Source organism: Pseudomonas sp. AP19, from assembly GCF_001728855.1.
Taxonomy (GTDB): domain Bacteria; phylum Pseudomonadota; class Gammaproteobacteria; order Pseudomonadales; family Pseudomonadaceae; genus Aquipseudomonas; species Aquipseudomonas fluorescens.
Window position 1 is genome coordinate 41,530 of the sequence record NZ_LXJP01000035.1, and the last position, 23,230, is coordinate 64,759.

The 23,230-nt window shown below is 61.0% G+C and carries 25 protein-coding genes; 8 read left to right on the forward strand and 17 right to left on the reverse strand.

What is annotated here, in order from left to right; translation table 11 throughout:
- The first annotated feature begins 72 nt into the window (after positions 1–72).
- Complete coding sequence (locus A7D21_RS22155; protein ID WP_053256623.1) at positions 73–765, forward strand: NUDIX hydrolase; 693 nt, start codon at positions 73–75, stop codon at positions 763–765.
- A gap of 139 nt (positions 766–904) precedes the next feature.
- On the opposite strand, the gene A7D21_RS22160 is transcribed toward A7D21_RS22155, so the two are convergent.
- Entirely contained in the window at positions 905–1,678 is a 774-nt protein-coding gene (locus A7D21_RS22160) for an L-iditol 2-dehydrogenase (protein WP_069552706.1), read from the reverse strand.
- Between the two features lie 21 nt (positions 1,679–1,699).
- The gene (locus tag A7D21_RS22165) at positions 1,700–2,980 is read right to left on the reverse strand and encodes a sugar ABC transporter substrate-binding protein (protein ID WP_171902628.1); all 1,281 of its coding nucleotides are present in this window, start codon (positions 2,978–2,980) and stop codon (positions 1,700–1,702) included.
- A 256-nt stretch (positions 2,981–3,236) separates the two neighbouring features.
- On the opposite strand from A7D21_RS22165, the gene A7D21_RS22170 reads away from it, so the two are divergent.
- Positions 3,237–4,184 carry an AraC family transcriptional regulator gene (locus A7D21_RS22170; RefSeq protein WP_053256626.1) on the forward strand — a complete coding sequence of 316 codons (948 nt, stop codon included), beginning with the start codon at positions 3,237–3,239 and terminating at the stop codon, positions 4,182–4,184.
- Here the strand turns inward: A7D21_RS22170 and A7D21_RS22175 are convergent.
- Positions 4,166–4,978, reverse strand: a complete 813-nt coding sequence (locus A7D21_RS22175; RefSeq protein ID WP_069552708.1) for an aminoglycoside phosphotransferase family protein — start codon at positions 4,976–4,978, stop codon at positions 4,166–4,168. The two genes, A7D21_RS22170 and A7D21_RS22175, sit on opposite strands and share 19 nt — an antisense overlap.
- A 206-nt stretch (positions 4,979–5,184) precedes the next feature.
- Between A7D21_RS22175 and A7D21_RS22180 the strand changes: the two genes are divergently transcribed.
- On the forward strand, positions 5,185–6,147 hold the full coding sequence (locus tag A7D21_RS22180; RefSeq protein WP_053256628.1) for a nucleoside-specific channel-forming protein Tsx: 963 nt from the start codon (positions 5,185–5,187) through the stop codon (positions 6,145–6,147).
- Between the two features lie 14 nt (positions 6,148–6,161).
- Positions 6,162–7,193 carry a purine nucleoside permease gene (locus tag A7D21_RS22185; RefSeq protein ID WP_069552709.1) on the forward strand — a complete coding sequence of 344 codons (1,032 nt, stop codon included), beginning with the start codon at positions 6,162–6,164 and terminating at the stop codon, positions 7,191–7,193.
- A 120-nt stretch (positions 7,194–7,313) separates the two neighbouring features.
- On the opposite strand, the gene A7D21_RS22190 is transcribed toward A7D21_RS22185, so the two are convergent.
- The 8 genes from A7D21_RS22190 to A7D21_RS22215 all read right to left on the reverse strand — a co-directional run bounded on the left by A7D21_RS22190 (position 7,314) and on the right by A7D21_RS22215 (position 12,171).
- The gene (locus tag A7D21_RS22190; protein ID WP_069552710.1) at positions 7,314–7,649 is read right to left on the reverse strand and encodes a DUF6124 family protein; all 336 of its coding nucleotides are present in this window, start codon (positions 7,647–7,649) and stop codon (positions 7,314–7,316) included.
- Positions 7,650–8,098: 449 nt separating this feature from the next.
- Positions 8,099–8,434, reverse strand: a complete 336-nt coding sequence (locus A7D21_RS22195; RefSeq protein ID WP_053256630.1) for a DUF6124 family protein — start codon at positions 8,432–8,434, stop codon at positions 8,099–8,101.
- A 435-nt stretch (positions 8,435–8,869) separates the two neighbouring features.
- Positions 8,870–9,829: a zinc-binding alcohol dehydrogenase family protein gene (locus A7D21_RS22200; RefSeq protein WP_069552711.1), complete on the reverse strand. Its 960-nt coding sequence runs from the start codon at positions 9,827–9,829 to the stop codon at positions 8,870–8,872.
- 30 nt (positions 9,830–9,859) lie between these two features.
- Complete coding sequence (locus tag A7D21_RS34610; protein ID WP_073637754.1) at positions 9,860–10,033, reverse strand: DUF1427 family protein; 174 nt, start codon at positions 10,031–10,033, stop codon at positions 9,860–9,862.
- Between the two features lie 88 nt (positions 10,034–10,121).
- Positions 10,122–10,886: a helix-turn-helix domain-containing protein gene (locus tag A7D21_RS22205; protein WP_069552712.1), complete on the reverse strand. Its 765-nt coding sequence runs from the start codon at positions 10,884–10,886 to the stop codon at positions 10,122–10,124.
- A gap of 76 nt (positions 10,887–10,962) precedes the next feature.
- A complete protein-coding gene (locus A7D21_RS34615; protein WP_073637756.1) occupies positions 10,963–11,133 on the reverse strand; it encodes a metallothionein in 171 nt (56 codons plus the stop codon).
- Positions 11,134–11,222: 89 nt separating this feature from the next.
- Positions 11,223–11,678 carry a DMT family transporter gene (locus A7D21_RS22210; protein WP_053256633.1) on the reverse strand — a complete coding sequence of 152 codons (456 nt, stop codon included), beginning with the start codon at positions 11,676–11,678 and terminating at the stop codon, positions 11,223–11,225.
- Positions 11,679–11,682: 4 nt separating this feature from the next.
- Positions 11,683–12,171: a DMT family transporter gene (locus A7D21_RS22215; protein WP_053256634.1), complete on the reverse strand. Its 489-nt coding sequence runs from the start codon at positions 12,169–12,171 to the stop codon at positions 11,683–11,685.
- Positions 12,172–12,288: 117 nt separating this feature from the next.
- On the opposite strand from A7D21_RS22215, the gene A7D21_RS22220 reads away from it, so the two are divergent.
- A complete protein-coding gene (locus A7D21_RS22220) occupies positions 12,289–13,221 on the forward strand; it encodes a LysR family transcriptional regulator (RefSeq protein WP_053256635.1) in 933 nt (310 codons plus the stop codon).
- Between the two features lie 93 nt (positions 13,222–13,314).
- Here the strand turns inward: A7D21_RS22220 and A7D21_RS22225 are convergent, their stop codons facing one another.
- The 3 genes from A7D21_RS22225 to A7D21_RS22235 all read right to left on the reverse strand — a co-directional run bounded on the left by A7D21_RS22225 (position 13,315) and on the right by A7D21_RS22235 (position 17,094).
- Entirely contained in the window at positions 13,315–14,634 is a 1,320-nt protein-coding gene (locus tag A7D21_RS22225) for an Nramp family divalent metal transporter (protein WP_069552713.1), read from the reverse strand.
- 41 nt (positions 14,635–14,675) lie between these two features.
- The gene (locus A7D21_RS22230) at positions 14,676–16,229 is read right to left on the reverse strand and encodes a DUF726 domain-containing protein (protein WP_069552714.1); all 1,554 of its coding nucleotides are present in this window, start codon (positions 16,227–16,229) and stop codon (positions 14,676–14,678) included.
- An 82-nt stretch (positions 16,230–16,311) separates the two neighbouring features.
- Positions 16,312–17,094 (reverse strand): helix-turn-helix domain-containing protein, encoded by a 783-nt coding sequence (locus tag A7D21_RS22235; protein WP_069552715.1) that lies wholly within the window; start codon positions 17,092–17,094, stop codon positions 16,312–16,314.
- Positions 17,095–17,193: 99 nt separating this feature from the next.
- Here A7D21_RS22235 and A7D21_RS22240 point away from each other — a divergent pair, with 99 nt between their 5' ends.
- The 3 genes from A7D21_RS22240 to A7D21_RS22250 all read left to right on the forward strand — a co-directional run bounded on the left by A7D21_RS22240 (position 17,194) and on the right by A7D21_RS22250 (position 20,963).
- Complete coding sequence (locus A7D21_RS22240; protein WP_069552716.1) at positions 17,194–18,090, forward strand: EamA family transporter; 897 nt, start codon at positions 17,194–17,196, stop codon at positions 18,088–18,090.
- A gap of 434 nt (positions 18,091–18,524) precedes the next feature.
- Entirely contained in the window at positions 18,525–20,333 is a 1,809-nt protein-coding gene (locus A7D21_RS22245) for a monovalent cation:proton antiporter-2 (CPA2) family protein (protein ID WP_053256640.1), read from the forward strand.
- A 72-nt stretch (positions 20,334–20,405) separates the two neighbouring features.
- Entirely contained in the window at positions 20,406–20,963 is a 558-nt protein-coding gene (locus A7D21_RS22250) for a hypothetical protein (RefSeq protein ID WP_069552717.1), read from the forward strand.
- Positions 20,964–21,092: 129 nt separating this feature from the next.
- Here the strand turns inward: A7D21_RS22250 and A7D21_RS22255 are convergent, their stop codons facing one another.
- The 3 genes from A7D21_RS22255 to A7D21_RS22265 are packed head-to-tail and all read right to left on the reverse strand — an operon-like array spanning position 21,093 to position 23,180.
- Positions 21,093–21,812, reverse strand: coding sequence for an alpha/beta hydrolase (locus tag A7D21_RS22255; RefSeq protein ID WP_069552718.1), 720 nt, complete (start codon positions 21,810–21,812; stop codon positions 21,093–21,095).
- A 12-nt stretch (positions 21,813–21,824) separates the two neighbouring features.
- The gene (gene cobF / locus A7D21_RS22260) at positions 21,825–22,580 is read right to left on the reverse strand and encodes a precorrin-6A synthase (deacetylating) (protein ID WP_069552719.1); all 756 of its coding nucleotides are present in this window, start codon (positions 22,578–22,580) and stop codon (positions 21,825–21,827) included.
- Between the two features lie 45 nt (positions 22,581–22,625).
- Positions 22,626–23,180 (reverse strand): histidine phosphatase family protein, encoded by a 555-nt coding sequence (locus tag A7D21_RS22265; protein WP_053256644.1) that lies wholly within the window; start codon positions 23,178–23,180, stop codon positions 22,626–22,628.
- Positions 23,181–23,230: the final 50 nt, after the last annotated feature.

The following is a 23,230-nucleotide window of genomic DNA, read 5'->3' on the forward strand; positions in this document are numbered from 1 at the left end:
GCTTTATTCAGTACATGACATGGCTGTTCGATGGGTTAGACTGTGCTCCACCGCTGTCTACAAGGATTTCACATGCCACTTAGCGCTTACCTCCATACCGTCGACCTGTGCGTGCTGTTCTACTGCCGTGCTGCCGGGGAATTGAAGCTGCTGCTGAATAAGCGCGAAGCCGAGCCTTTTGCCGGGCACTGGGCATTACCGGGCGTGGTGGTGAACGGCGGCGTGCAAGATCTGAGCCTCAAGGATGCGGTAGAACGCTTGCGGGCGAGTGACAAGGTAGGTTTCAACCTGGCCTTGAGTGAACAGGTCGGGACGGTGGGCGATGCGTTTCGTGACCCACGCTGCTGGTCATCCTCCACTTACTACCTGGCCATCGTCGCCGATGAGGTGAGCCTGGGTGAGCATCAAGGCTGGTTTTCGCTGAACGCAGTGGCCGCTGGCAGTATCAAGCTGCCATTCGATCACAACCTGATCGTGGCGGCGGTGCAGGAGCGGCTGTTGTCCAAGTCGCTGTACAGCAACCTGCCGCTGATGTTCCTGGGCAATGAATTCAGCGCGCCGGAAGCCACCACGATTTTCTCGCTGGTGCTTTCACGGCCGGTACTGAAGACCAGTATTCGCCAGCGCTTGTTGAAGCTGACGGAGGCGGGATATCTGCGCGAGACCGGGCGCAAGAAGCACGGCAATGGCGGCAGGCCGCAGGCGACGGTGCAGAACCTGAAGCCTGGAGAGATTTACTTCTTTGATCGCAGTTTTGCCGAGTAACTCGCTATTCACCCACAATGAAAATCAACGGTGGGAGCGGGCTTGCTGCCGAAAGCGGCGGGTCAGCCACTGCATTTGCTGACGGTCATACCGCAATCGGGCGCAAGCCCCCTCCCACACGGTTGATGGGTGCTCGGCTTCAGTTCATCCAATTGCCGCCATCGACGTTGTAGGTTTGGGCAACCACATAGTCGGCCTCTTTCGACGCCAGAAAAATCGCCATCCCGGTCAAATCCTCCGCCGTGCCCATCCGTCCATAAGGCACCTCGGCGCCGACCCGCGCTTTTTTCTCACCGGGCGCCAGGCCTTCATGCCTGGCAAACAGTGCATCCACACCGTCCCAATGCTCACCGTCGACTACACCGGGGGCGATGGCGTTGACATTGATGCCCTGCTTGATCAGGTTCAACCCCGCCGATTGCGTAAGGCTGATCACTGCGGCCTTGGTCGCGCAATAGATGGCCACCAACGGCTCACCCCGCCGCCCGGCCTGACTGGCCATGTTGATGATCTTGCCGCCATGGCCCTGGCTGATCATTTGCCGCGCCGCCGCCTGCAAGGTGAACAGCGTGCCGGCCACGTTGATCGTGAACAGCCGGTCATAGCTGTCGCGGGTGATGTCGACGATGGGTGCGAGGTCGAACAGCGCGGCGTTGTTGATCAGAATATCGAGCTTGCCGGCGTGGGCGACCACGGCGGCAAGCGCGCCGTCGATGGAGGCTTGGTCGGTGACGTCCATCGCCACCGCATAAGCCTGTGGGCCCAGCTCTGCCGCCGTGGCTTGGGCGCGTTGCAGGTTGATGTCGGCGATGGCAACCGTGGCGCCTTCGGCGATATAGGCCTGGGCAAAGGCGCGGCCAATACCGCGCGCCGATCCAGTGATCAGCGCGCTCTTACCTTCCAGTCGTTTCATGGGGTACGTGTCCGTTAACAATTATTTGGGATAACCGGCGCGTTTCATTTCGCGCTCGGTGGTGGCCTGCGCTTCGAGCAGCGCCTGGTCAACCGTCATGCCGCCGGTGAGCGCTGCCGAAAACAGCTTGCCGACCGAGGTGCCGATGGCCTGGAACTCAGGGATGGTCACGTACTGGATGCCCACGTAGGGCACCGGTTTGGCCGACGGGTGCGCGGGGTCCGCGTGTTTCATCATTTCCAGCGTCACCTGGGCAAACGGTGCGGCCTGCAAATACGCCGCACTGTAGGTGGACTGGCGAGTGCCCGGCGGTACATTGGTGATGCCTTCTTTATCGGCGACCAGTTGGATGTAATCCTTGGAAGTTGCCCAGCTGATGAAGGCTTTGGCGGCTTCCTTATGCTTGGACGTGGCCGGGATTGCCAGGGACCAGGCGTAGAGCCAAGAAGAGCCTTTGTCGGTGACTTCCGTTGGGGCGGCGGCAAAGCCTACATCATCCGCAACCTTGCTCTGGCGCTTGTCGGTGGTGAAAGAGCCGGCGACGCTGGCATCCACCCAGATCGCACATTTGCCGCTGTTGAACAGCGCCAGGGTTTCGTTGAAACCGTTACTGGAGACGCCCGGCGGGGCATAGTGCTTCAGGGTGTTGACGTAATAGTTGGCTGCTGCGGTCCACTCGGGGCTGGTCAACTCGGGCTTCCACTGTTCGTCGAACCAGCGCGCGCCAAAGGCGTTGGCCATGGTACTGAGCAGCGCAATGTTTTCACCCCAGCCAGCCTTGCCACGCAGGCACATGCCGTATTGGCCTTGATCTTTTGCGGTGAGCTTGGCGGCGAATTCACCAAGCTGGGTCCAGGTCGGGTGCGCGGGCATGCTCAGGCCGGCTTGCTTGAACAGGTCGGTGCGGTAGTAAGTGACCGTGCTTTCGCCGTAGAACGGCAAGGCATACAGGGTGTTATTGACCGACAGGCCCTGGCGCACCGAAGGGAAGATATCGTCAGCGTCATAGTCAGCCGGCAATTGGCTCAGCGGTTCCAGCCAGTGTTTGGCGCCCCACAGCGGGGTTTCGTAGGTGCCAATCGTCAGCACATCGAATTGCCCACCTTGGGTGGCGATGTCGGTGGTGAGGCGCTGGCGCAATACGTTTTCTTCGAGCACCACCCAATTGAGCTTGATGTCCGGGTGCTGCTGCTCGAACACCTTGGACAGGCGCTGCATGCGGATCATGTCACTGTTGTTGACCGTGGCGATGGTGACGGTGTCGGCGGCGTAGCTGGGCATGGCCAGCGCCAGGCCGGTCATCAGGAACAGCGCTTGCGCAAGCGTGGCGTTGCGGGTCGGGAGCATGGCGGTTTCCACCTGTTGTTTTTGTTGTTGAGGGTCGATTACAGCAGCTCGCTCAAGCCCTCACAAACGCATGGCGAATGCCTGGCTGGTACTTTTTTAACCCCGCCCACAGGCGCAAAAAAGTATCAGTGCCAGGCGAAACCGGGGGTAGCGTATTGCTCGCGAGTGCGCGTATTTTGGGGGCGACTCAACCACTAAAAGAGGCATCGCCATGCCCGTCAGTCGCGCCGAGCTGTTCGAGCACCGCCCCGCCGAACTGGAAGTCATCCTGCCCGAGCCGGACCACTGCTTTCGCTGGTTCGAACATGACTACCCGTATGACCTGGCACGCTGGAACCACCACCCTGAATTCGAAATCCACCTGATCCGCCGAGGCAGCGGCAAATTGGTGGCGGGCGACTATATCGGTGCGTTCAGTGCCGGGCATGTTGCGCTGATCGGTCCAGACCTGCCCCATGACTGGATCGGTGACCTGGCGCCCGGCGAATACCTGACCGGCCGCGACGTGGTGCTGCAGTTCGACGGCGCCGCCCTCCTCGCCCTGCGCAAGACCCTGCCGGAACTCGGCGACCTGCAGCCGCTGTTCGAACAGGCCCGGCGCGGCCTGCAGTTCAGCGGTGACACGGCCGTGCAGGCGGCAGGCTTGATGGAAAACATCGGCAACGCCCACGGCCTGCAACGGTTGATCCTGTTCCTGCAACTGCTCGACACCCTGAAAACCGCCCCGCCACCACAGGTGCAGGCCCTGGCCAGCCCCTGCTATGCCCCCACTCTCGACGCACGCAGCGCCGAGCGCATCAATAAAGCCTTCGACTACCTGATGCGCGAGCTGACCGGCGACTTGCGCCTGTCGGTCATCGCGCGACAGCTGGAGATGAGCGAGCCGGGCTTCTCACGCTTCTTCAAGCGCAACACCGGCCACGGTTTTATCGACCTGATGCGCAAATTCCGCGTGCAACGCGCCTGCCGGCTGCTGCTGCAAAGCGAGATGTCGGTGGCGGCTATCTGTTTCGAAGTGGGCTACGCCAACCTGTCCAACTTCAACCGGCACTTTCGGATCGAAATGAACCAGACACCGAGTGAGTATCGGCGCGAAACCGCGATGCATCTGTTCAACCGCACCGCCGATCAGCCATTGCCCTACACCCTCGGCCATTGAGCCAACGCCCGTTGCGCCAGGCGCGCGACTTCAAGGTCAATGGCTGCGCGCTGGCGCTCTCCATCCTCAAGGAACCACGCTGCGGACAGACCTGCATGGGCCACGACCCATTGCAGCAGGCGCGGGCGTGCGAGGTTGGCCGCCTGGGCAATCACCGCGACCTGCCGATTGAACCGCACCGGATCGTGGCAGGTCGGCAAATCCGGGTTGCAGAGCAGGTTGGCGTAATCGTAACCACGCTCGCCGATGACCCGCTTTGGGTCAATCGCCAGCCAACCCCGAGCACCGAAGTCGAGAATGTTGTCGTGATGGATATCACCGTGCAGCACCACCACGTCCTGTGGCGCCGCCAGCAGTGCATGCGCCATCGCTGCGCAGTCGCGCAACACGCCGCCTGTGTCCTCAGCGGCCGTCCACAATGACTGAAACCAGGTGTGCAGGGGCAGTAACCCTTGCGGTGGCGATGGCCGTGGCGCATGCAGCCGGGCCACCGTGGCGCAGGCAATCCGGCTGGCTTGATCATCCTGCCCATTGAGGGCCATGCGCATCAGGGAACCCGGGCCGGTGGCCCGCTCCATCAACAACGCCACGTCGTCATGGGCATACACCTGGGCGGCACCCTCGCCCGACCACCAGCTCATCAACTGCCCGCCGAGCTGCTCTTCTGAAGTGTGAGCAATTTTCAACATCGCCGGCTGGCCTTGCCAGCGCACGGGCAACAGGTGACTGCCGGGCGTCACGACGGGGACGCCATCAACCTTCAGGTTCCAGGATTGCAAATAGCGCTCGAACATGTGAGTGGATCCTCGTAGTGGCCTGCAAAAATGACACCCAGTCATTTTTGATCAAAAGGTCGACTAATTCCGATTTTTTTCATTTTATTCAAGCCATTGAGCAAAGTTGGTACAGCCTGTGCAAACGTTTGCGGAACGAACTTGGCTGCCAAGTTCACCGTTACCCGAGGTATCGGGTTCAAACCGCGTACGAATAGGGACTTTCAATGCACCCCACCTCAAGGCGTCCTGCTTCCTTTGGTGTTTCCTTGCTACTGGCTGCCGTTACGGGAGTACTCAGCGCCCCCATTTTGGCGCAGGAAAAACTTGCTGATGATTCAGCACAGGGCGAAACCCTCAGCCCTGAGACCAAGCGCCCCGACGTCAGCCCCACGAAAAAAGGCGTTTATCTGTCGGAATGGTTCAACCAGGACCTGACTCTGATCGGCAGCAAAGACATCAGCTTCGGCCCCAAGCCGCAGGATGACGTTTATCTGGAATACGAATACTTCGGCCGCAAAGGCCCGTTCGAATTGTACGGCTATATCGACGTGCCGAAGATTCTCGGTATCGGTAACAGTAATGACAAAGGCGCGTGGGACCATGGCTCGCCGGTATTCATGGAGCACGAGCCGCGCATCTCCATCGACTACTTGGCCGGCCGCAGCCTGGCCATCGGTCCGTTCAAGGAATGGTATGTAGCGTTTGACTGGATCTACGACCATGGCAGCAATAAATCCAACCGCGCCAACACCCTGTACAGCGGCCTCGGCACCGACATCGACACGCACTCGCGGGTCAACCTGTCGGCCAACTTCTATGGGCGCTACCAGTGGGAAAACTATGGCGCGAGCAATGAATATTCGTGGGACGGCTACCGTGCACAAATGAAGTACATCGTGCCTATCAGCAGTTTCGATAACGGTGCGTCGCTGACCTATATCGGCTTCACCAACTACGATTTCGGCTCGGACCTGCACAAGGACAACCCGGCGCGCACCGCCAACTCGTTGGTGGCGACCAACGTGCTGCTGTATTCGTTTACCCACCTGCGCTTTACCCTGGTCGGCCGTTACTTTCACAACGGCGGCAACTGGGAGGACGGCAGCGAGCTGAACTTCGGCGAAGGCAACTTCCGCGCCCGCTCCGATGGCTGGGGCTACTACGCCGGTGTCGGCTACCAATTCTGATAAAGGAGCATTAGATGAAAGCGTTTACCCGTCTCTCGCTGGCCGTTGGCCTGGCCCTGCTGCCTCACGTGGTGCTGGCGGATGCCCCCGCGCCGATCAAACCCAAAGTGATGCTGATCACCATGTTCGCCCCCGAGGCGCAAACCTGGATCGACCGCCTGGCGCTCAAGCAGGAAGTCCGCGTGCCGGGCCTGTCGGCTGAATACCCAGTGATTCGCTGCAACACCCAGGATGTATGCCTGCTGGTGACCGGCATGGGCCAGACCAACGCCGCCGCGTCGACCCTGGCCTTGGCCTTGTCGCCCAAGTTCGACCTGCGCCAGAGCTATTTCCTGATCGCCGGGATTGCCGGTATCAGTCCCAAACACGGCACCATCGGCACGGCTGCCTGGGCCCATTACCTGGTGGAATTCGGCACCCAATGGGAGCTGGACTCGCGGGATGCGCCCAAGGATTGGCCAACCGGTTACATCGGCATCAACACCAAAGGCCCCAACGAAAAACCGCCGCTGGACTACAAGACCGAAGTGTTTGAGCTGAACCCCAAGCTACAAGCCAAGGCGTATGACTTGTCGCACAAGGTTGAGCTGACGGAAAGCAAGGAATCCAGCGCCTGGCGCAAACACTACCCGGCCGTCCCTGCCAACCAGCCGCCGCAAGTCACCCGCTGTGACACGCTGGCAGGCAACACCTGGTTCTCGGGCACACGCCTGAGCGAGCGCGCCGAGGTCTGGACCAAATTGCTCACCGACAACAAAGGCGAGTACTGCACCACCCAGCAGGAAGACAACTCCACCTACGAAGCCTTGCTGCGCGCCAGCCGTGAAGGCCTGGTGGATATCCAGCGTTTGGCCGTGGTGCGTGCAGGTTCCGATTTCGACCGGCCGTACCCTGGCTACAGCGAAGTCGATAACCTGCTCAAATACGCCGACCAGGGTGGGTTTGTTCCGGCGCTGGAGAACCTGTACCGCACGGGCAACCCGCTGGTACAGGCGATTCTGAAGAACTGGTCAGCCTGGGAAAAAGGCGTTCCCGACGCCCAATAAATATCAACCTGTGGGAGCGGGCTTGCTCGCGAATGCGGTGTTTCAGTCAACCTTTCTGTGACTGACCTACCGCTTTCGCGAGCAAGCCCGCTCCCACATTTTTTGACCGCGCTAAAATCGTTATGCCGCCGGATGGGCCACATTCAGTGCCTTATCGACCAACAACTGCACGCCCTCCAGCATTCGGCAGATACCCAGCGCGACATTGCGTTGAGTCCCGTCGATTTCAAACGCCAGGTGGTTGGCGATCTCACTGATGGACGCCAAATCCTGGGAAGCATTCACCAGCAAGGTTTCCATGCACAGCTCGGCGCGCACGGTGAAGAGCCCGTCGGTGGGTTCGGGGATGGGCTTGCCGGGGTTGAGGTAATGGTTGATCGCGCGGTAGGCCACGTCGTGCAAGGTGCTGGTATCGAAGTCTTGCTGGCCTGGGGGGTTTGGGCTGTCTTTAATCATGGTGGAACTCCGTCGACAAGTGGAGCCGCCAACGCTCGCGGTCAAACGAGGTGAAGGTGGCAGCTGTACGCGGGTTGACCGACCGGTTGTCAACGAACCCGGCATACCCAAAGGTATCCCGCGCACAACTGCCGCGACACAATACCTCAGGCACAGAAAAAGCGCCTGAGATTGGTACAGGGCGTAGCGTTTCGTTAACAAGGCCGGACGGTCAAATCCGATCGCTGAATTGGCAGCGACGGCAGTGAGGTTAGTCAGCGCCCTTCCGAACGACAACCTGAAACCTGTGTGGGAAAGGTCCGGGCGACCTGGATTACTAATGCCCAGTGGAGATCAAACTGTGGGAGCGGGCTTGCTCGCGAATGCGGTGTTTGCGTCAACCTTTGCTTGACCGACCTACCGCTTTCGCGAGCAAGCCCGCTCCCACATTGTTGACCGCGTTACAATCTTTAGGCGGTCGGATGAGCCACGTTCAGTGCCTTATCGACCAACAACTGCACGCCCTCCAGCATTCGGCAGATACCCAGCGCGACATTGCGTTGAGCCCCGTCGATTTCAAACGCCAGGTGGTTGGCGATCTCACTGATGGACGCCAAATCCTGGGAAGCATTGACCAGCAAGGTTTCCGTGCCCAGCTCGGCGCGCACGGTGAAGAGCCCGTCGGTGGGTTCGGGGATGGGCTTGCCGGGGTTGAGGTAATGGTTGATCGCGCGGTAGGCCACGTCGTGCAAGGTGCTGGTATCGAAGTCTTGCTGGCCTGGGGGGTTTGGGCTGTCTTTAATCATGGTGGAACTCCTGGTAGTGGAGCCGCCATCACTCGCGGTCAAACAAAGTGGGGTGGCAGCTGAACGCGGGTTGACCGACCGGAACCAGGGATCCGGCATACCCGAAGGTATCCCGCGCACGGCTGCCACGACACGATACATCAAGCGTAGAAAAAACGCCTGATGTAGGTCTTGGGTGCTGTAGCGCACTGGTTTAGTCGGACGGTCAAATCCGATCGCTGAATTGGCAGCGACGGCAGTGAGGTTAGTCAGCGCCCTTCCGAACGACAACCTGAAACCTGTGTGGGAAAGGTCCGAGCGACCTGGATTACTAATGCCCAGTGGAGATCAAACTGTGGGAGTGGGCTTGACCGCGATGAGGGCCTGTCAGTCAGAGAGGTGTTGGCTGACACACCGCTATCGCAGGCAAGCGCGCTCCCAGATTTTTTAACCGCATTAAGGCAGGAAGATGATCTTGTCAGCACTGCCCTGGTTCACTTCTTCATAGCACTGCACCCCGTCCGCCAGCGCCACTTCACGCAACCCGGTCGGCAGTGGCAGCAGCCCTTCATCGAAGAAGCGCCCGAACTGTTCCAGCATCACCGCGCACTGCTCACAGGTGTAGAGCAACGAGTTGATACCCACCACCGAGCCGCCCTTGCGATACAAGGCCAGCGCCGGCAGTTGCACATGGCCGTCGACCGGTGCGGCGATGATTGCGATGCGCCCGAATGGAGCCAACCCTGCGACAGCGGCCGGCAGCCAGAAGCCGGTCGTGTCGAAGATCACATCGGCGCCGCCCTTGAACACCGCGTTCACCTGCGCACCCAGCGCGTCCGGCTGGCCCAGTGCAATTGCGTCAAACCCTTGCGCCTGCAACGCCTCAACCTGGTCGGGTTTACGCACCGCCGCCAACACCTGGGCACCCCGAATTTTGCCCAGGGCCAGCGCTGCACTGCCCACGGCACCATTGGCACCGATCACTAACAAACGCGTGCCCTTCGCGACACCGCTACGCGCCAGGGCATCCCAGGCGGTGGTGTAGGGCACGCCAAGGCTGGCGGCCTGAGCAAAACTCAGGTGCGTTGGCTTGTGCGCCACGCCTTTGGCTGACACGGTGAGGTATTGGGCGTGGGAGCCATCGGCGAAAAACCCGAGGTCACGGCCGGTGCCCCACACCTCCTGCCCCACCAACGCTGGCGGGCCTTGCACCACCACACCGGCAAAGTCTCGCCCGGGAATCCGCGGCAGCGTGGTGTAGGGAAAGCGGCCGAGCACGTTTTTAACATCGCTGGGGTTCAAACCCGCAGCCTTGATCTGTACCAGCACTTCACCAGCAGCCGGTGCCGGCGTGGCGACCTCGACGACACGCAGGGCGGCGAGGTCGTCAGTGGCGGAAAATTGCAGCGCTTTCATGGCTAATATCCATCGAAGGGAAAAGAATACTCAGGACAACCAACCACTGACCAACTGCCGCCCCATGGGCCAGAGCTGCTCACCGAGCAACATGCCCATCAGGCCGACCAGCGCAATCGCGGGCGGCGCGGGCGAGCGGAAGTCCAGCGCACCGTAGAGCACGCCGACAAACAGGCCAATGGCAAGGGAAATCAGGTAATTCATGGAGGTGGCGCCTGGTGGTTGATGGGCTCAGTGTAGTGAGCCCATCACCCAAGCATCGGCCAAGTGCTTCTGGATTTCGGCCAACCCTTCAAACGCGGTAGTGCGATGGCGCCACGCCGAGTTCGCGCCGGAACATGTCACTGAAGCTGCTGGGCGAATAGCCTAAAGAGCGGGCAATGCCGCTGACCGACTGGCCCTGGATCAGCGCCGCCACCGCCGTGGCCAATTGCACCTGACGGCGCCACTCGGCAAAGCCCATGCCGAGGTTATGCTGGAACAGCCGCGCCAGCGTGCGCACGCTGGCACCGGCCGTCTCGGCGTGTTGCTCAAAGGGGATATCCAGGGAAGGCGCCGCCATCACCGCCTGGCAGGCGCTGGTCAAGCGGCGGTCCGCTGCCACCGGCATGGCAATGCGGATTTGCGAGCGGCGCGCACGTTGCAGTTCCAACAGGGCCAGGCCGACCACGGCGTCGTAGTACGCCGAATCGCCGGTATCGCCATGATCGACCAACGTGACAATCAGTTCGCGCAGCAGCCCGCCCACTTCAATCACCTGCACCTGGCTGTCCAGCGTTGCCGCCAATGCCGGGCGCAGGTAGATATTGCGCATCTGTAGATCGGAAACCACGCGAATCCCATGCTCCACCCCCGGCGGCAGCCACACCGCGCGTTGCGGCGGCACGACCAAGGCTTCGCGCGGCGTTTCGACCCACATCACACCGCTCATGGCGTACAGCAACTGGCCCCAGTCATGGCGATGGGGTTCAACATACAACCCACGCGGGTAGGTACGCGCCAAGGGTTGCACGGGGACGGCATGATCACTGAGGTCGGGAGGTGCGGCCAGGGCCATGAGAGCGCATCGGACAAGGGTGAACGGCCATGGTAATGACCGTCACCCGATAATCCGAGCGGATTTTCAGGGTTTTTTAGCCGTGGGCCGACTTGGCACACTCGCAACCCGTCGACGAAGCACACGGCTCGCCATGCGCATGGTGCTCGGCGCAGCCCTGGCAGCAGTAGCCCTTACCGTCTTTCATCACCGCCTCTTTGCCCAGTACGCATTTGCAATGTGGGCAAGCACAGGTTTGATCAGCCATGGTCAGACTCCTTTTTTATGGTCGTCCAGGTGCGGCGGGCGCTGCACCTTAAGCAGTGACTCTCGGCAAGACGCCAAGGTTCAGCGCCGTTAATCGGCCTGACGGGTATTGCTGCGGTACATGAACACCAGCGCCAGGGCCAGACAGAGCATCGCCACGATGCGACTGCCCGAGAGTTCGATGGCGGGGTTGCCGAGCCAGCCGAAGTTGTCGATCAGCATGCCCATGCCCAATTGCCCGACGATCACCGCCACCGTTGCCACTGCCGTGCCGACGATGGGCACCGCGCCGACCATGACCATCATGTACACCACGCCGAACAGCGCGCCGGTCAGTTGCCACTTCGGCACATCCAACAGGCTGACAGCCTGCGCGGGCTCGAAGAAAAAAATCAACAGCGCGGTGCTGAGGGCTCCGACTGCAAAGGTCAGCAAGCTGCTACGCAACACGCCCACCGTCTGCCCCAGGCGACCATTGATCGCCGCCTGCACACTCAACACCGCACCGGCGGCAATCACCAGTACCAATAACAGAATCAGATTCATCGCCTTACCCTCGAGCAATCAAAACAAGTGCCGCCACAATCAACGCCAGGGCAATCCAGCGCTCGCCATTGACCCGCTTGCGTGCCGTGCCAAACCAGCCGAAATGGTCGATCAACACGCTCTTGCCCACCTGCCCCGACAGGATCGCGATCATCGTCATGGCGATACCGATATGCGGGGTGGCGAGTGTCAGCACCACCACGTACATCGGCCCGAGGAACCCGCCGATCAACTGCCAGCGGGGCAAATCGGTGAGGGCCGGGCCCTTTTGTGGGCCGCTGAACAGCAGCAGCAAGAACAGGATGGCGGTGCCGACGCCAAAGATGCTCAACGTCGCCCACAAATGCCCGACCTGCACACCCAATGGGCCGAGCAAACCGGCCTCCACCGACAAGCCCATGCCCGCCAGAATCACCAACGGCAACAACAGCAACCGTAGAAGGTTGTTTTTCGGCCTGGCCTGCGCCACGCCCTCGATCGAACTTGCCTGCATAGATCACCTGCACAACTGGAAAGGAAACATGGCGCGCATTATCCGGTCGCCGCGCTGTGCGATAAATGGGATCATGCGGATAACACCTTTGCGAAATACGCACAACTCGGAGGCACGATGCAGGGTTTGAATGAGTTGAGTTTCAAAGCGTTGCGGCTGTTCGTGGCCGTGCTGGACCACGGCAGCTTCTCCGAAGTAGCGCGCCGCGAGAGCCTGGCGCCCTCCTCCATCTCGCGGCAGATCCAGCTGATGGAACAGGCCCTCGGCCAACAGTTGCTCTACCGCCATACTCGTGCGGTCAGCCCCACGGAGGCCGGGCGCCTGCTCGGGCATCACGCCCGGGTGATGCTGGAACAACTGGAAACGGCCGGCCAGGCCCTGCAGGAACAGGAAAGCGAACCCAGCGGCCTGGTGCGGATCAATGCGCCGATGGTGTTCGGCCAGCGTCACCTTTCACCCTGGCTGGGCGAGTTGTGCCGGCGCTACCCGAAGTTGCAACTGGATATCCAGCAAACCGACACGTTCGTCGACCCGCTGCAAGATGGCACCGACCTGCTGTTTCGCATCGGCGTGCTGAACGACTCGGGCATGCAGGCGCGCATCTTCGCGCCCCAGCGCTTTCGTATCGCCGCGAGCCCTGCTTACCTGGCACGCCATGGCACACCGCGCCACCCCGATGAACTGGTCCATCACCAGTGCCTGGCCTACAAAGGCATCACCGGCCAGCAACGCTGGTTCTTCCGTCGCGACCAGGGCGACTGGACGCCGTACAGCGTCAAAGGCCCCATCACCGGCAACCACGCCGATACCCTCACCCACGCGGCAGAGCAAGGCCTTGGGCTGGTGGTGTTTCCGTCCTGGTTGATTGGCGAAGGGTTGCGCGCCGGTACCTTGCAGGCGGTGCTGACGGAGTACGAAGTGGCGACCACGCTGGAACCGCAGCAGATTGCCGCGTTGTGGCCGGGCAGTCGGCGGCTGTCGTTGAAGGTGCGCACGGTGATTGATTATTTTGTGGCGTGTTTCGGCACGGTGCCCTACTGGGATCGGTGAGCGCGCTGCGTTTACGGGTTGCTGCTGCGCCGGCCTGTTCTGCTCTGGAGTAGCGGTGCGGGTTTGGGTCGCCGCGCAGCACGCACGTTGGGATCAAAACAACCACTGCCCAATCAGCCACGCATTCGCGCCACTGATCAGCGCGAACAGAAACCACGCCAGCAACCGCGTCGGCAGTCGGTTTACGAATGGCCCCATCAGGTGTTTGTCGTCGGTCATGCGGATCAGTGGATAGAGCGCAAACGGCAACTGCAGGCTCAGCACCACCTGGCTGAGAATCAGCAGCTTGCCGATGGCATCGTCGCCCATCAACCACACCCCGAGAAACGCCGGTATCAGCGCAAGCCCGCGGGTTATCAGACGGCGCTGCCAGCACGGAATGCGCAGGTTGAGGTAACCCTCCATGATCACTTGCCCGGCAATCGTGCCGGTAAAGGTCGAACTCTGCCCCGAAGCCAGCAAGGCGATGCCGAACAGGATGCTGGCGAACGCACCACCCACCAGCGGATCAAGCAGGTGGTAGGCGTCCTGGATTTCGACCACATCGGTGTGACCGGTCTTGTAGAACGCCGCCGCTGCCAACACCAGGATCGCAGCGTTGACCAGCAACGCCAGGGCCAGGGAGCCGATGGTGTCGATACGCGCCAGCTTGACCGCGTCCTGCTTGCTGGCGAGGTCTTTGCCGATCAGGCGAGTCTGCACAATCGAGGTGTGCAGGTAGAGGTTATGCGGCATCACCGTGGCGCCGAGAATGCCGATGGCCAGGTACAACGGCGCCGCATCGCTGATCGCCGACAATGACGGGGTGAAGCCACTGAGTACGTCCGGCCAATACGGTTTGATCAGCACCAACTCGATAAAGAAGCACACGCCAATGGTCGCCACCAGCGCCAGCATGATCGCTTCAAGGCGGCGGAAGCCTCGGTTCTGCAGGGCCAGGATCAAGAGCGTGTCAAAGGCGGTGATCACGATGCCGGTGGTCAGTGACACGCCGAGCAGCAAGTGAAATGCCAGGGCGCAACCGAGCACTTCGGCGAGGTCGGTGGCGATGATGGAGATTTCCGCCAGCACCCACTGCGTGCGCGAGGCGCGCTGGCTGTAGCGCTCGCGGCACAGTTGCGCCAGGTCTTTGCCGGTGGCGATGCCCAGGCGCGAGCACAGGCACTGCACCGCCATCCCGGCCAGGCTGGCCAGCAGCACCACAAATAACAGGCTGTAGCCGTAACGTGAACCGGCTTCGATGGCCGTGGCCCAGTTGCCCGGGTCCATGTAGCCGATGGAGATCAGCAGGCCGGGGCCGGCGAACATCAGCGCCCGTTTGAAAAACGACGGCGTGGGGTCAACGACAACGGAGCCGGCCACTTCCGGCGGACAGAACGGGGCGGTAGCGATTTTCGGCAGGCTGAATTTCACGCGGTATCCCAGGCAAACACACAAGTCAGAACCGCAGCTTATCAGTCCGACGCGACCGTGCGCATCACCGTTTCCCGGGGCAAATCAAACGCTTCGACGACTTGCACCACCAGGTCCATCTCCTGGTTCAGCGCTTCGCGCTCCATGCGCTGGCGAATCACACCAATCACCAGTACCGCCAAGGTGGTGATCGAAAAAGCCGGGCCGGACAACGCCCGCACGCCCGTCACCAGCAACATCGCCGCCGCCAGCGCCTGGCCCACCACCGGAATCGCCGTGGCCGCGCCGCGGCGCAGGATAAACCCGGTCAACCCCGCCAACGCCGTGCCGCTCAACGCGGTGGTGGCCGAGCGGCCAATGTCGATTCGATTGAACAACCCCTGCTCTTTTTGCGCGGCGGCCTTGAGCTCGGCGTCGAAGGCCTGCCGGTCGGCGCTGCTGAGTTTGCGTTTGTATTGCTCGATCAGTTTTTCGGCGACCTGCGCCTCGATGTCTGCCAGCGCCACGGTTTCAAGCGGCGCGTCAAACTTGATTGCGAGCTTTTGCGCGACATCTTCGGCGATCTGCCGATAACTCACGCCATGGCCACGGGCGAGGTTCATGAAGCTGTCACCGCCCATACGCTGCAACTCGATGGCCAGCTTCAGCGGCTCGCGCACGCTGGCATCAATCGAGGCACTGCGCTTTTGCGCCATCAATTCGGCGAGAAACTTCAGCTCTTCCGGACGCGCCTGCATCAGTGCCGGGAACAGGTGCGCGTCTTCCTCGGCAAAACGCACTTCACTGCTGCGCAGATCAGAGCGAATCAGGCCGCGCCGTTCCTGCAACAGGTCGGTGTACTGCACCACCGTCTTCAATTGCGGCCAATAGGCGGCATGGTCAAAGGTGGCCAGGTGCACATTGGTGACCTTGGCCTTGAGCGCCGGCGTGACATCAATCGCATAACGGCCAATGCAGCGCTCGGTATCCGGCTTGATGGCCAGTGCCCAGTCCTTGCTGGAGTGGCAATTGATCACGCGCCCCTTGAGCGGCGCCGACACGTCATCCCACGGGCTGGACGTACAGATCGCGCCGCCCATCAGCAGCAAATTGTTCAATGGCAGTTCGCGGGCGATCTCGGGGCTGGCCAGCAGACTTTTGACCAGGATGCGTGCGCCGAGGGAATGGCCGATCAGGTTGATGCGCCTTACTTGCAGCGATTCGGCGTGCAGGTAACTGGCCAACTCCGGCAATAACGTCTTGGCCACTTCATCGACACGCGCCTCGACGCTTTTGTAATGATCAAGAAAGTACGCAATCGCCTTGCCCACGCCCACCGTCGCCGCGCCCAGGCCGCCACCACCGAGCATCGAGGTGATCACATCCTTGACGGGCGCGAACAGGTTTTCCAGAAAATGCCCCGCCGGCCAGAACAGCATCAGGTTGGTCGAGCCTTCGATACCTGCCAGTTGCGCCTTGAAATTGCCCAGTTGCTGGCGGTTGAAGAAGGCCGAGTAACCGTGAACATAGAGATTGAGCACATCCCCCTGAGGTTCGCCGCACAGTAAGAACGTGGGCTTGCGGGTGCGGTGCATTTCATCCCACTGGTGTTGCATGGGCCGGTGACTCCTGGTGACGAGGGACAGCGATAGTAACAAAGCATGATTACAAACACGGTGAATCCTGACCGACGTGGGTTCAGAACAATGACCCGGCCCTGGATTTGGCCAGGTAGCGTGCCGGAGAATCCCCCAGGTTGCGCCGAAACACCGAGGTAAAGGCGCTGGAACTGCTGAACCCCAATTCGAACGCCACTTGCGTGATCGATGCACCATGACTGAGCCGTGCGGTGGCCTCCAGCAAACAGACCTGCTGGCGCCAGGCCACAAATGTCATGCCGGTGCTGTCCTGAAAATGGCGGGTGAAGGTCCGTCGACTCATGCTCGCCCACGTGGCCATCTCGTCGAGGGAAACGGTTTGCGTAGGCGCGTCCAGAAAGCGCTGGCAAGCACCGGCCAGGCGCGGCTCGGCGGGCAGCGGCGCACTGAGGGGCAATGCACGCATGCGGCCTATCTCATCGATCAGCAGCGTCAACACGCAGTGCCGCCGGGTATCAGACGCTGCCGATGGGCCAATAGCCAACGCCGCTTCCAATAGATGCCGGAGCAGTGGCGACACCTCGACGACCTGGCAACGCTCGCGCAGCCCGGCCCGCTCGGCAGCTTGAGCATCGAGGTAGGTGTTTAGCATGACCACATCACCGCGCATGTGCATTTCATGGGCAATGCCACCCGGCACCCAGATTGCCCGCTGTGGCGGTACCACCCAATTGCCCAGGTCGGTGAACATTTTCAGCGCGCCGGTGGAGGCGTAGGCGAACTGCCCGCGCGGGTGGGTATGCCGCTCGAACACGGTGCTGGACGGGTACTCACGCAGGGTGACCAGCGCTTCGGGGGCGTTATCGTCAAAGGTCGGAATCATGGCCCGATATTGTCAAAAGATGACCCGACATAGCAAGCGGGCCATCCGCACGGGCCCTACCCTTCATGCCTTTGAAGCAGCGTGCTCAAAGGAATTTCCATGCAAAAGAAACATCTGGCACTGGCCCTGCTGGTCACCCTGGTCTGGGGGCTGAACTTTCCCATTACCAAGCTGGGCCTGCGTGCCATCGACCCGTTCGTGCTGACAGGCATGCGCTTTGCCCTCGCCGCCTTGCCGCTGGTGTTGTTCATCCAGCGCCCCAGCGTCAAGTTCCGCTATGTGGCCGCCTACGGCATTATTTTCGGGCTGGGCATGTGGGGCGTGATCAACTACGGCATTCAGGCTGGCGTGAGCCCGGGAATCGCCTCGTTGCTGATTCAGTGCAGCGTGTTTTTTACGCTGGGCTGGGGCTACCTGTTGTTCAAGGAAAAAATCCGCCGCGCACAATGGCTCGGCGCCGTTATGGCATTGATCGGGCTGGCGGGCATTATCTCTGCCCAAGAAGGCGAGCATGCGGTGGTTGGGGTTGTGTTGATCGTGTTCAGTGCGTTGGCCTGGAGTGTCGGCAACGTCATCATCAAGGCATCGGGCGTGAAGGAAATTTTCTCGTTCATGGTCTGGGCCAGCCTGTTTCCGCCAATCCCACTGTGGCTGATGGCCTGGTGGATGCACGGCAACGCGGCGTTCGACGGCCTGCCGACCCGCCTCGACCTGACCGCCGTGTGGTCCCTGCTGTTTCAGGTTTACCTGGCCACGCACTTCGCCTATTGGGGCTGGAATACGCTGCTCAAGGCGTACCCCGTGTCGACGGTGGCGCCGCTGTCGCTCTTGATCCCGGTGTTCGGGATCACCAGTTCGATGCTGATACTCGGCGAACGCATTTCCCCGGCCAATGGGCTTTTCATCAGCATCATTATCATCGGCCTGGCGGTCGGGCTTTACCGCAAACCGGTGGTGCATGACGCCGCAAAAAAAACCGCCCTTTCGGGCGGTTAAGGGTGCTCGGCTTTGATCAGAAACCGAGGGAGAAACTGCTCGTCATCGCATGGTCCTTATCGTTTTGCTTTCGATGTCATGCCAGCTGTAGGCCACGCCCCTACGCGCCACGGTTGCATCCGAGGTAAGCAGCGCATTCTGCGCAGCAGCACCACCGACAGCGGTGCCGCTGTCCAACGCTGCCGCAATTGACTCACACGCATTGAGTGCGAAATACCTGACCACGGTGACAACTGATCTGGTTTTTCGAAACGGTAGTCGAACCTCAGCGAAGTCATTGAATTAAATGGTATTAATACTTTCGTAAACGCCGTGTAAGAATGGGATCACAGCCAGCAGCCATTGCCTTTCGCATCAAAAATACAAGTTTATAATTGTAAAAAAGCGCTCTAATAGCCCCCTGTTGATTCGTTTTAAAGATTCTGGAGTTCGCAATGCCCCATGAAGGCAACCTGTTACAAGCAGCCGTGGTGTTCCTGCTCGCCGCCGTGCTGACGGTGCCCCTGGCCAAGCGCCTGCAACTGGGCGCGGTGCTGGGCTATCTGTTTGCCGGCGTGATCATCGGCCCGTCGGTCTTGGGCCTGGTGGGCAACCCGCAAAGCGTGGCGCAGTTCTCTGAGTTGGGCGTGGTGTTGCTGCTGTTTATTATCGGCCTGGAGCTGTCGCCAAAGCGCTTATGGGTGATGCGCAAGGCAGTATTCGGTGTCGGCTTGGCCCAGGTGTTGCTGACAGGTTTGGTGATGGGCGCGGTGGCGCTGTGGCTGTTTGGCCAAACCTGGAACAGCGCGATTGTGCTGGGCCTGGGCCTGGCGTTGTCCTCCACTGCCTTTGGCCTGCAAAGCCTGGCCGAGCGCAAGGAACTGAACCAGCCGCATGGGCGTCTGGCCTTTGCGATTCTGCTGTTCCAGGACATCGCCGCGATCCCGCTGATTGCGATGGTGCCGCTGCTGGCCGGCAGCGACCACCCGACCACCGAAGCCCAAGGCCTGCAACACGTCTTGCAGATCCTCGGCAGCATCGCCGTGGTGATCATCGGCGGGCGCTACCTGTTGCGCCCGGTGTTTCGCATCGTCGCCAAGACCGGCCTGCGCGAAGTGTCCACCGCCACCGCGTTGCTGGTGGTGATCGGCACCGCCTGGCTGATGGAGCTGGTGGGCGTATCCATGGCCCTCGGTGCATTCCTCGCCGGGCTGCTGCTGGCGGATTCGGAGTACCGTCACGAACTCGAATCCCAGATCGAGCCGTTCAAGGGCCTGCTGCTCGGGCTGTTTTTTATCAGTGTGGGCATGGGCGCCAACCTCAGTCTGCTGCTCAGCTCGCCGCTGGTGGTCATCGGCCTGACCCTGCTGTTGATCGGTTTGAAATTGCCGCTGCTGTACGCGGTCGGCCGCCTGGTAGGCGACCTGAATCGCGAAAGCGCGCTGCGCCTGGGCGTGGTGCTGGCGGCAGGCGGTGAATTCGCCTTCGTGGTGTTCAAGATCGGCCGCGACCAGGGCTTGTTCGAGCCGCATCTTTACGATGTGCTGGTGCTGACCATTACCCTGTCCATGGCCGTGACCCCGCTGCTGTTATTGATTTGCCCGAAGCTGTTCAAGTCCAAGGCCAAACCCGTGGAAGTGCCCGATGAATACCGCGCCATCGAAAGCGATGCGCCGCGCGTAGTGATTGCCGGCATGGGCCGTATGGGCCAGATCGTGGCGCGGATTCTGCGCGCGCAGAACATCTCGTTCATCGCCCTCGACACTTCGGTCGAAACCATCGAACTGACCCGCAGTTTCGGCGGCATGCCGGTGTTTTATGGTGACCCGCAGCGCCCGGAAATCCTGCACGCCGCCAAGGTCGATCAGGCAGAGTTCGTGGTGATCGCCATGGACGATCCGGAGATCAATATCAAGACCGCCGAATTGGTGCGCACGCTCTACCCGCACATGAACATCATCGCCCGCGCACGTAACCGCCAGCACGTGCACCGCCTGGTGGACCTGGACGCCTCACCCGTACGCGAAACGTTCTACTCCAGCCTGGAAATGAGCCGCCGTACCCTGGTCGGCCTCGGCTTGAGCCAGGCCCAGGCCGATGCGCGTATCACCCGCTTCAAAAATCACGACCTGCAGTTACTCGCCGCCCAACACGCTGTGTATGACGACGCAGCCAAAGTGATGCAGTCCGCCCAGGAAGCCCGTACGGAACTGGCGCGGCTGTTTGAGATGGACCGCCTCGAAGAAGAGTCCGACAAGGTGTGAGGCTATGGATGAACGATCTTGCGAATTTTCTGACAGAATACGCCGCAATTTCGTTCATCTCTGGAGCGCTTCATGGCCACTTTCACCAAGACCGCCGTCCTGCTGGCCCTTGCGCTTTGCGCCGGTAGCGTGTTCGCCGCCAACAAGCCCGCCGCCACACAGACCATCTCGACGCTGGGCGGCAAGTTCACCTTTAACCTGCCCAAGGCCTACACCGCCGACACGCTGCCAACCGGCAAGACCGAGGACGGCACCGCCGACACCCAAGGCACGCTGTACGCCAACTCGGCGACTAAAAGCGTGGTGATCGTCGCCGAAACCGTGCGTAACGACGGGGCAACCATCAAAGACAATGACCCGCAGTTCCTCGACGGCGCCGTGGCTGACTTCGTCAAGGACCAGAGCGCTGCCCTGCCCGACTTCAAGAAGCAAAACGAGAAAAAACTGACCTTCAAAGGCCTGGGCCTGCGCCAAGTGGACAGCACCGCCACCCAGGGCGGCGGCAAGACCTTGAACTCCACGTTCCTGGGCGGTTCCGGCAAGCACTTGCTGGTGATCCAGGCTATTTCGCGGGCGGATGATGTGAAGGGGCATGCCGAACTGGTGAAGCAGATTACCGGCGGCAAGTAAGCCTCATTCCTGACAACACAAATCAAATCTGGGAGCGGGCTTGCTCGCGAATACAGTGGATCCGTTAACGATGAGTTGACTGACACAGCGCATTCGCGAGCAAGCCCGCTCGCACATTTTTGATCGCGCTTACTTCAAGGTTTTCTCTAGCCACGCCTTCAGGTCCTGCACTTCTGCCGCACTCACGGTATGCGGCATTCCCGGATACCCGTGGAACTCCGGCTTCAACCCCAGGCCCACCAACACCTCGTTCGCGCGCGTCGCCGACCCATACGGCAGCGCCTGGTCCAGCGTGCCATGGCCAATGAAGATCGCCAACTTGCCCAGCGATTCGTTGGGCTTGAGCTCAGCCTTGAGCACCGGCAAGACACTGCCACTCAAGGCCGCGATCCCGCGCACCAACGCGGGCTGACGCAAGCCGACTTCGTAAGACATGATCGCGCCCTGGCTGAACCCCACCAGGAACACCCGATCGCTTTGCGTGTGGTATTTGGCCGTGGCCTTGCCGACAAAGTCTTCGATCAGCTTCGCGCTGCGTTGCAAGTCGGCGGTCTCGCCGTTGTACTCGGCGTCACCCGAGGTCTTGGTAAACCAGCGATAGCCGTTCGCGTCCACCGGCATCGGCGCACGCGCCGACAGGTACGTCCAGGTGGAGGGCAGCGCGTCCTTGATGCCGAACAGGTCTTGCTCGTTGCTGCCGAACCCGTGCAGGAAAATCACCAACGGTTGGTTGCGTGAATCGCTCTGCGTCTGTTCCAGGTACGCCAACGGCAAGTCGGTGTGCAGCGTGGCGTCGGCATGGGCGACACCGGCCATCAGGGTCAGCGCCAGGGCAAACAGCTTGAACATGGGGAAGTTTCCTCAGGGTTTGCGCAACAGATAAGTGTCCATGATCCAACCATTTTCCAGGCGTGCGGCCTTGCGCACCCGTTCGATTTCTTCCGCCACCTCACTGACTTTGCCGCTGATCAGGATTTCATCCGGTGTGCCCAGGTAGGCGCCCCAGTAGATATCCAGGTCTTGATCAGCCACGGTACGGTAGGAATCTTCGGCATCGAGCATCACCACCAAGGTGTCCGCATCACTCGCCTGCCCCGCCGCCAACCGGCGCCCGGTGGTGATCTCGATGGAGCGGCCAATGCGGTTCAGTGGCACCTTGTGCTGGGCCGCCAGGGCCTGCACGCTGGTGATGCCGGGTATCACTTCGAACTCGAACGCACAGCGGCCACTGGCGAGAATCGCCTGCAGGATACGGATGGTGCTGTCGTACAACGCAGGGTCGCCCCAGGCCAGGAAGGCGCCGACTTCGCCATCCGCCATGTGCTCGTTGATCATGCGCTCGAAGGTGTGCTGCTTGTCGCGGTTGAGGTCCTGCACGGCGGTGGTGTAGTCGATGTCGCCGCGCACCCGCTCGGGGCAATCGGCCTCGACGAAGCGGTAGCCGGGCTCGGTGATGTAGGTCGCGCAGATCTCGCGGCGCAGGTCGATCAGCTTGTCTTTGCTCTGGCCCTTGTCCATCAGGAAAAACACGTCGGTGCGGTTCAGCGCCTTCACGGCCTGCATCGTGATGTAGTCAGGGTTGCCGGCGCCAATGCCGATGATCAGGATGCGTTTCATGGGTTGCTCTCATTGCGGGGCGTGGATTTTGCCATGTTCGCCGGGTCAGGCGTGAGTTTCCAGGCGCAGGCGCCAGACAGTATTGAAGCGCAGCTCGGTGGCGGACAGTGGCTCAATGTCGATCCGGTAGAACATCGACACCGGGAACTGCATGACATAGAGCAAGGCGGCGCGAATCACCAACGGGTGGGTGATGGCCAACACATGACCGGGTTGGGTTTCGAGGGATTGCAGCCACTGCCCGACCCGCGCGCAAACCTGCTCCACCGACTCGCCGCCGTGGGGCGTGCTGGTGCTGTCGGTGGCCCAGGCCATCAACGCAGCGCTGTCCAACTGGTTGATCGCCTGGCCTTTCCAGGCGCCCAAATCAGCATCGCGCAAGGCATCTTCGACGTGTGCGTCAGCGCCGAACAGCTCGGCCGTCTGGCGGGTCCTGGCCTCAGGCCCGCACACCAGGCGCAGGTTTTTCTGGTAGCGCCCGGCCAGGGACAACGCTGCGTTTTGCCAATCCATGCTCACAGACTCGTCATCGGCAAACCGCCCCAGCTTTTGCGACGCCGTAGCGGCATGGCAGATCAGTGTCAAACGCGTGGCTGGCACCGCAGATCGCTCCGGTAACGAGTTAGAAGCCTGCAAGACTGGCGCAGTTG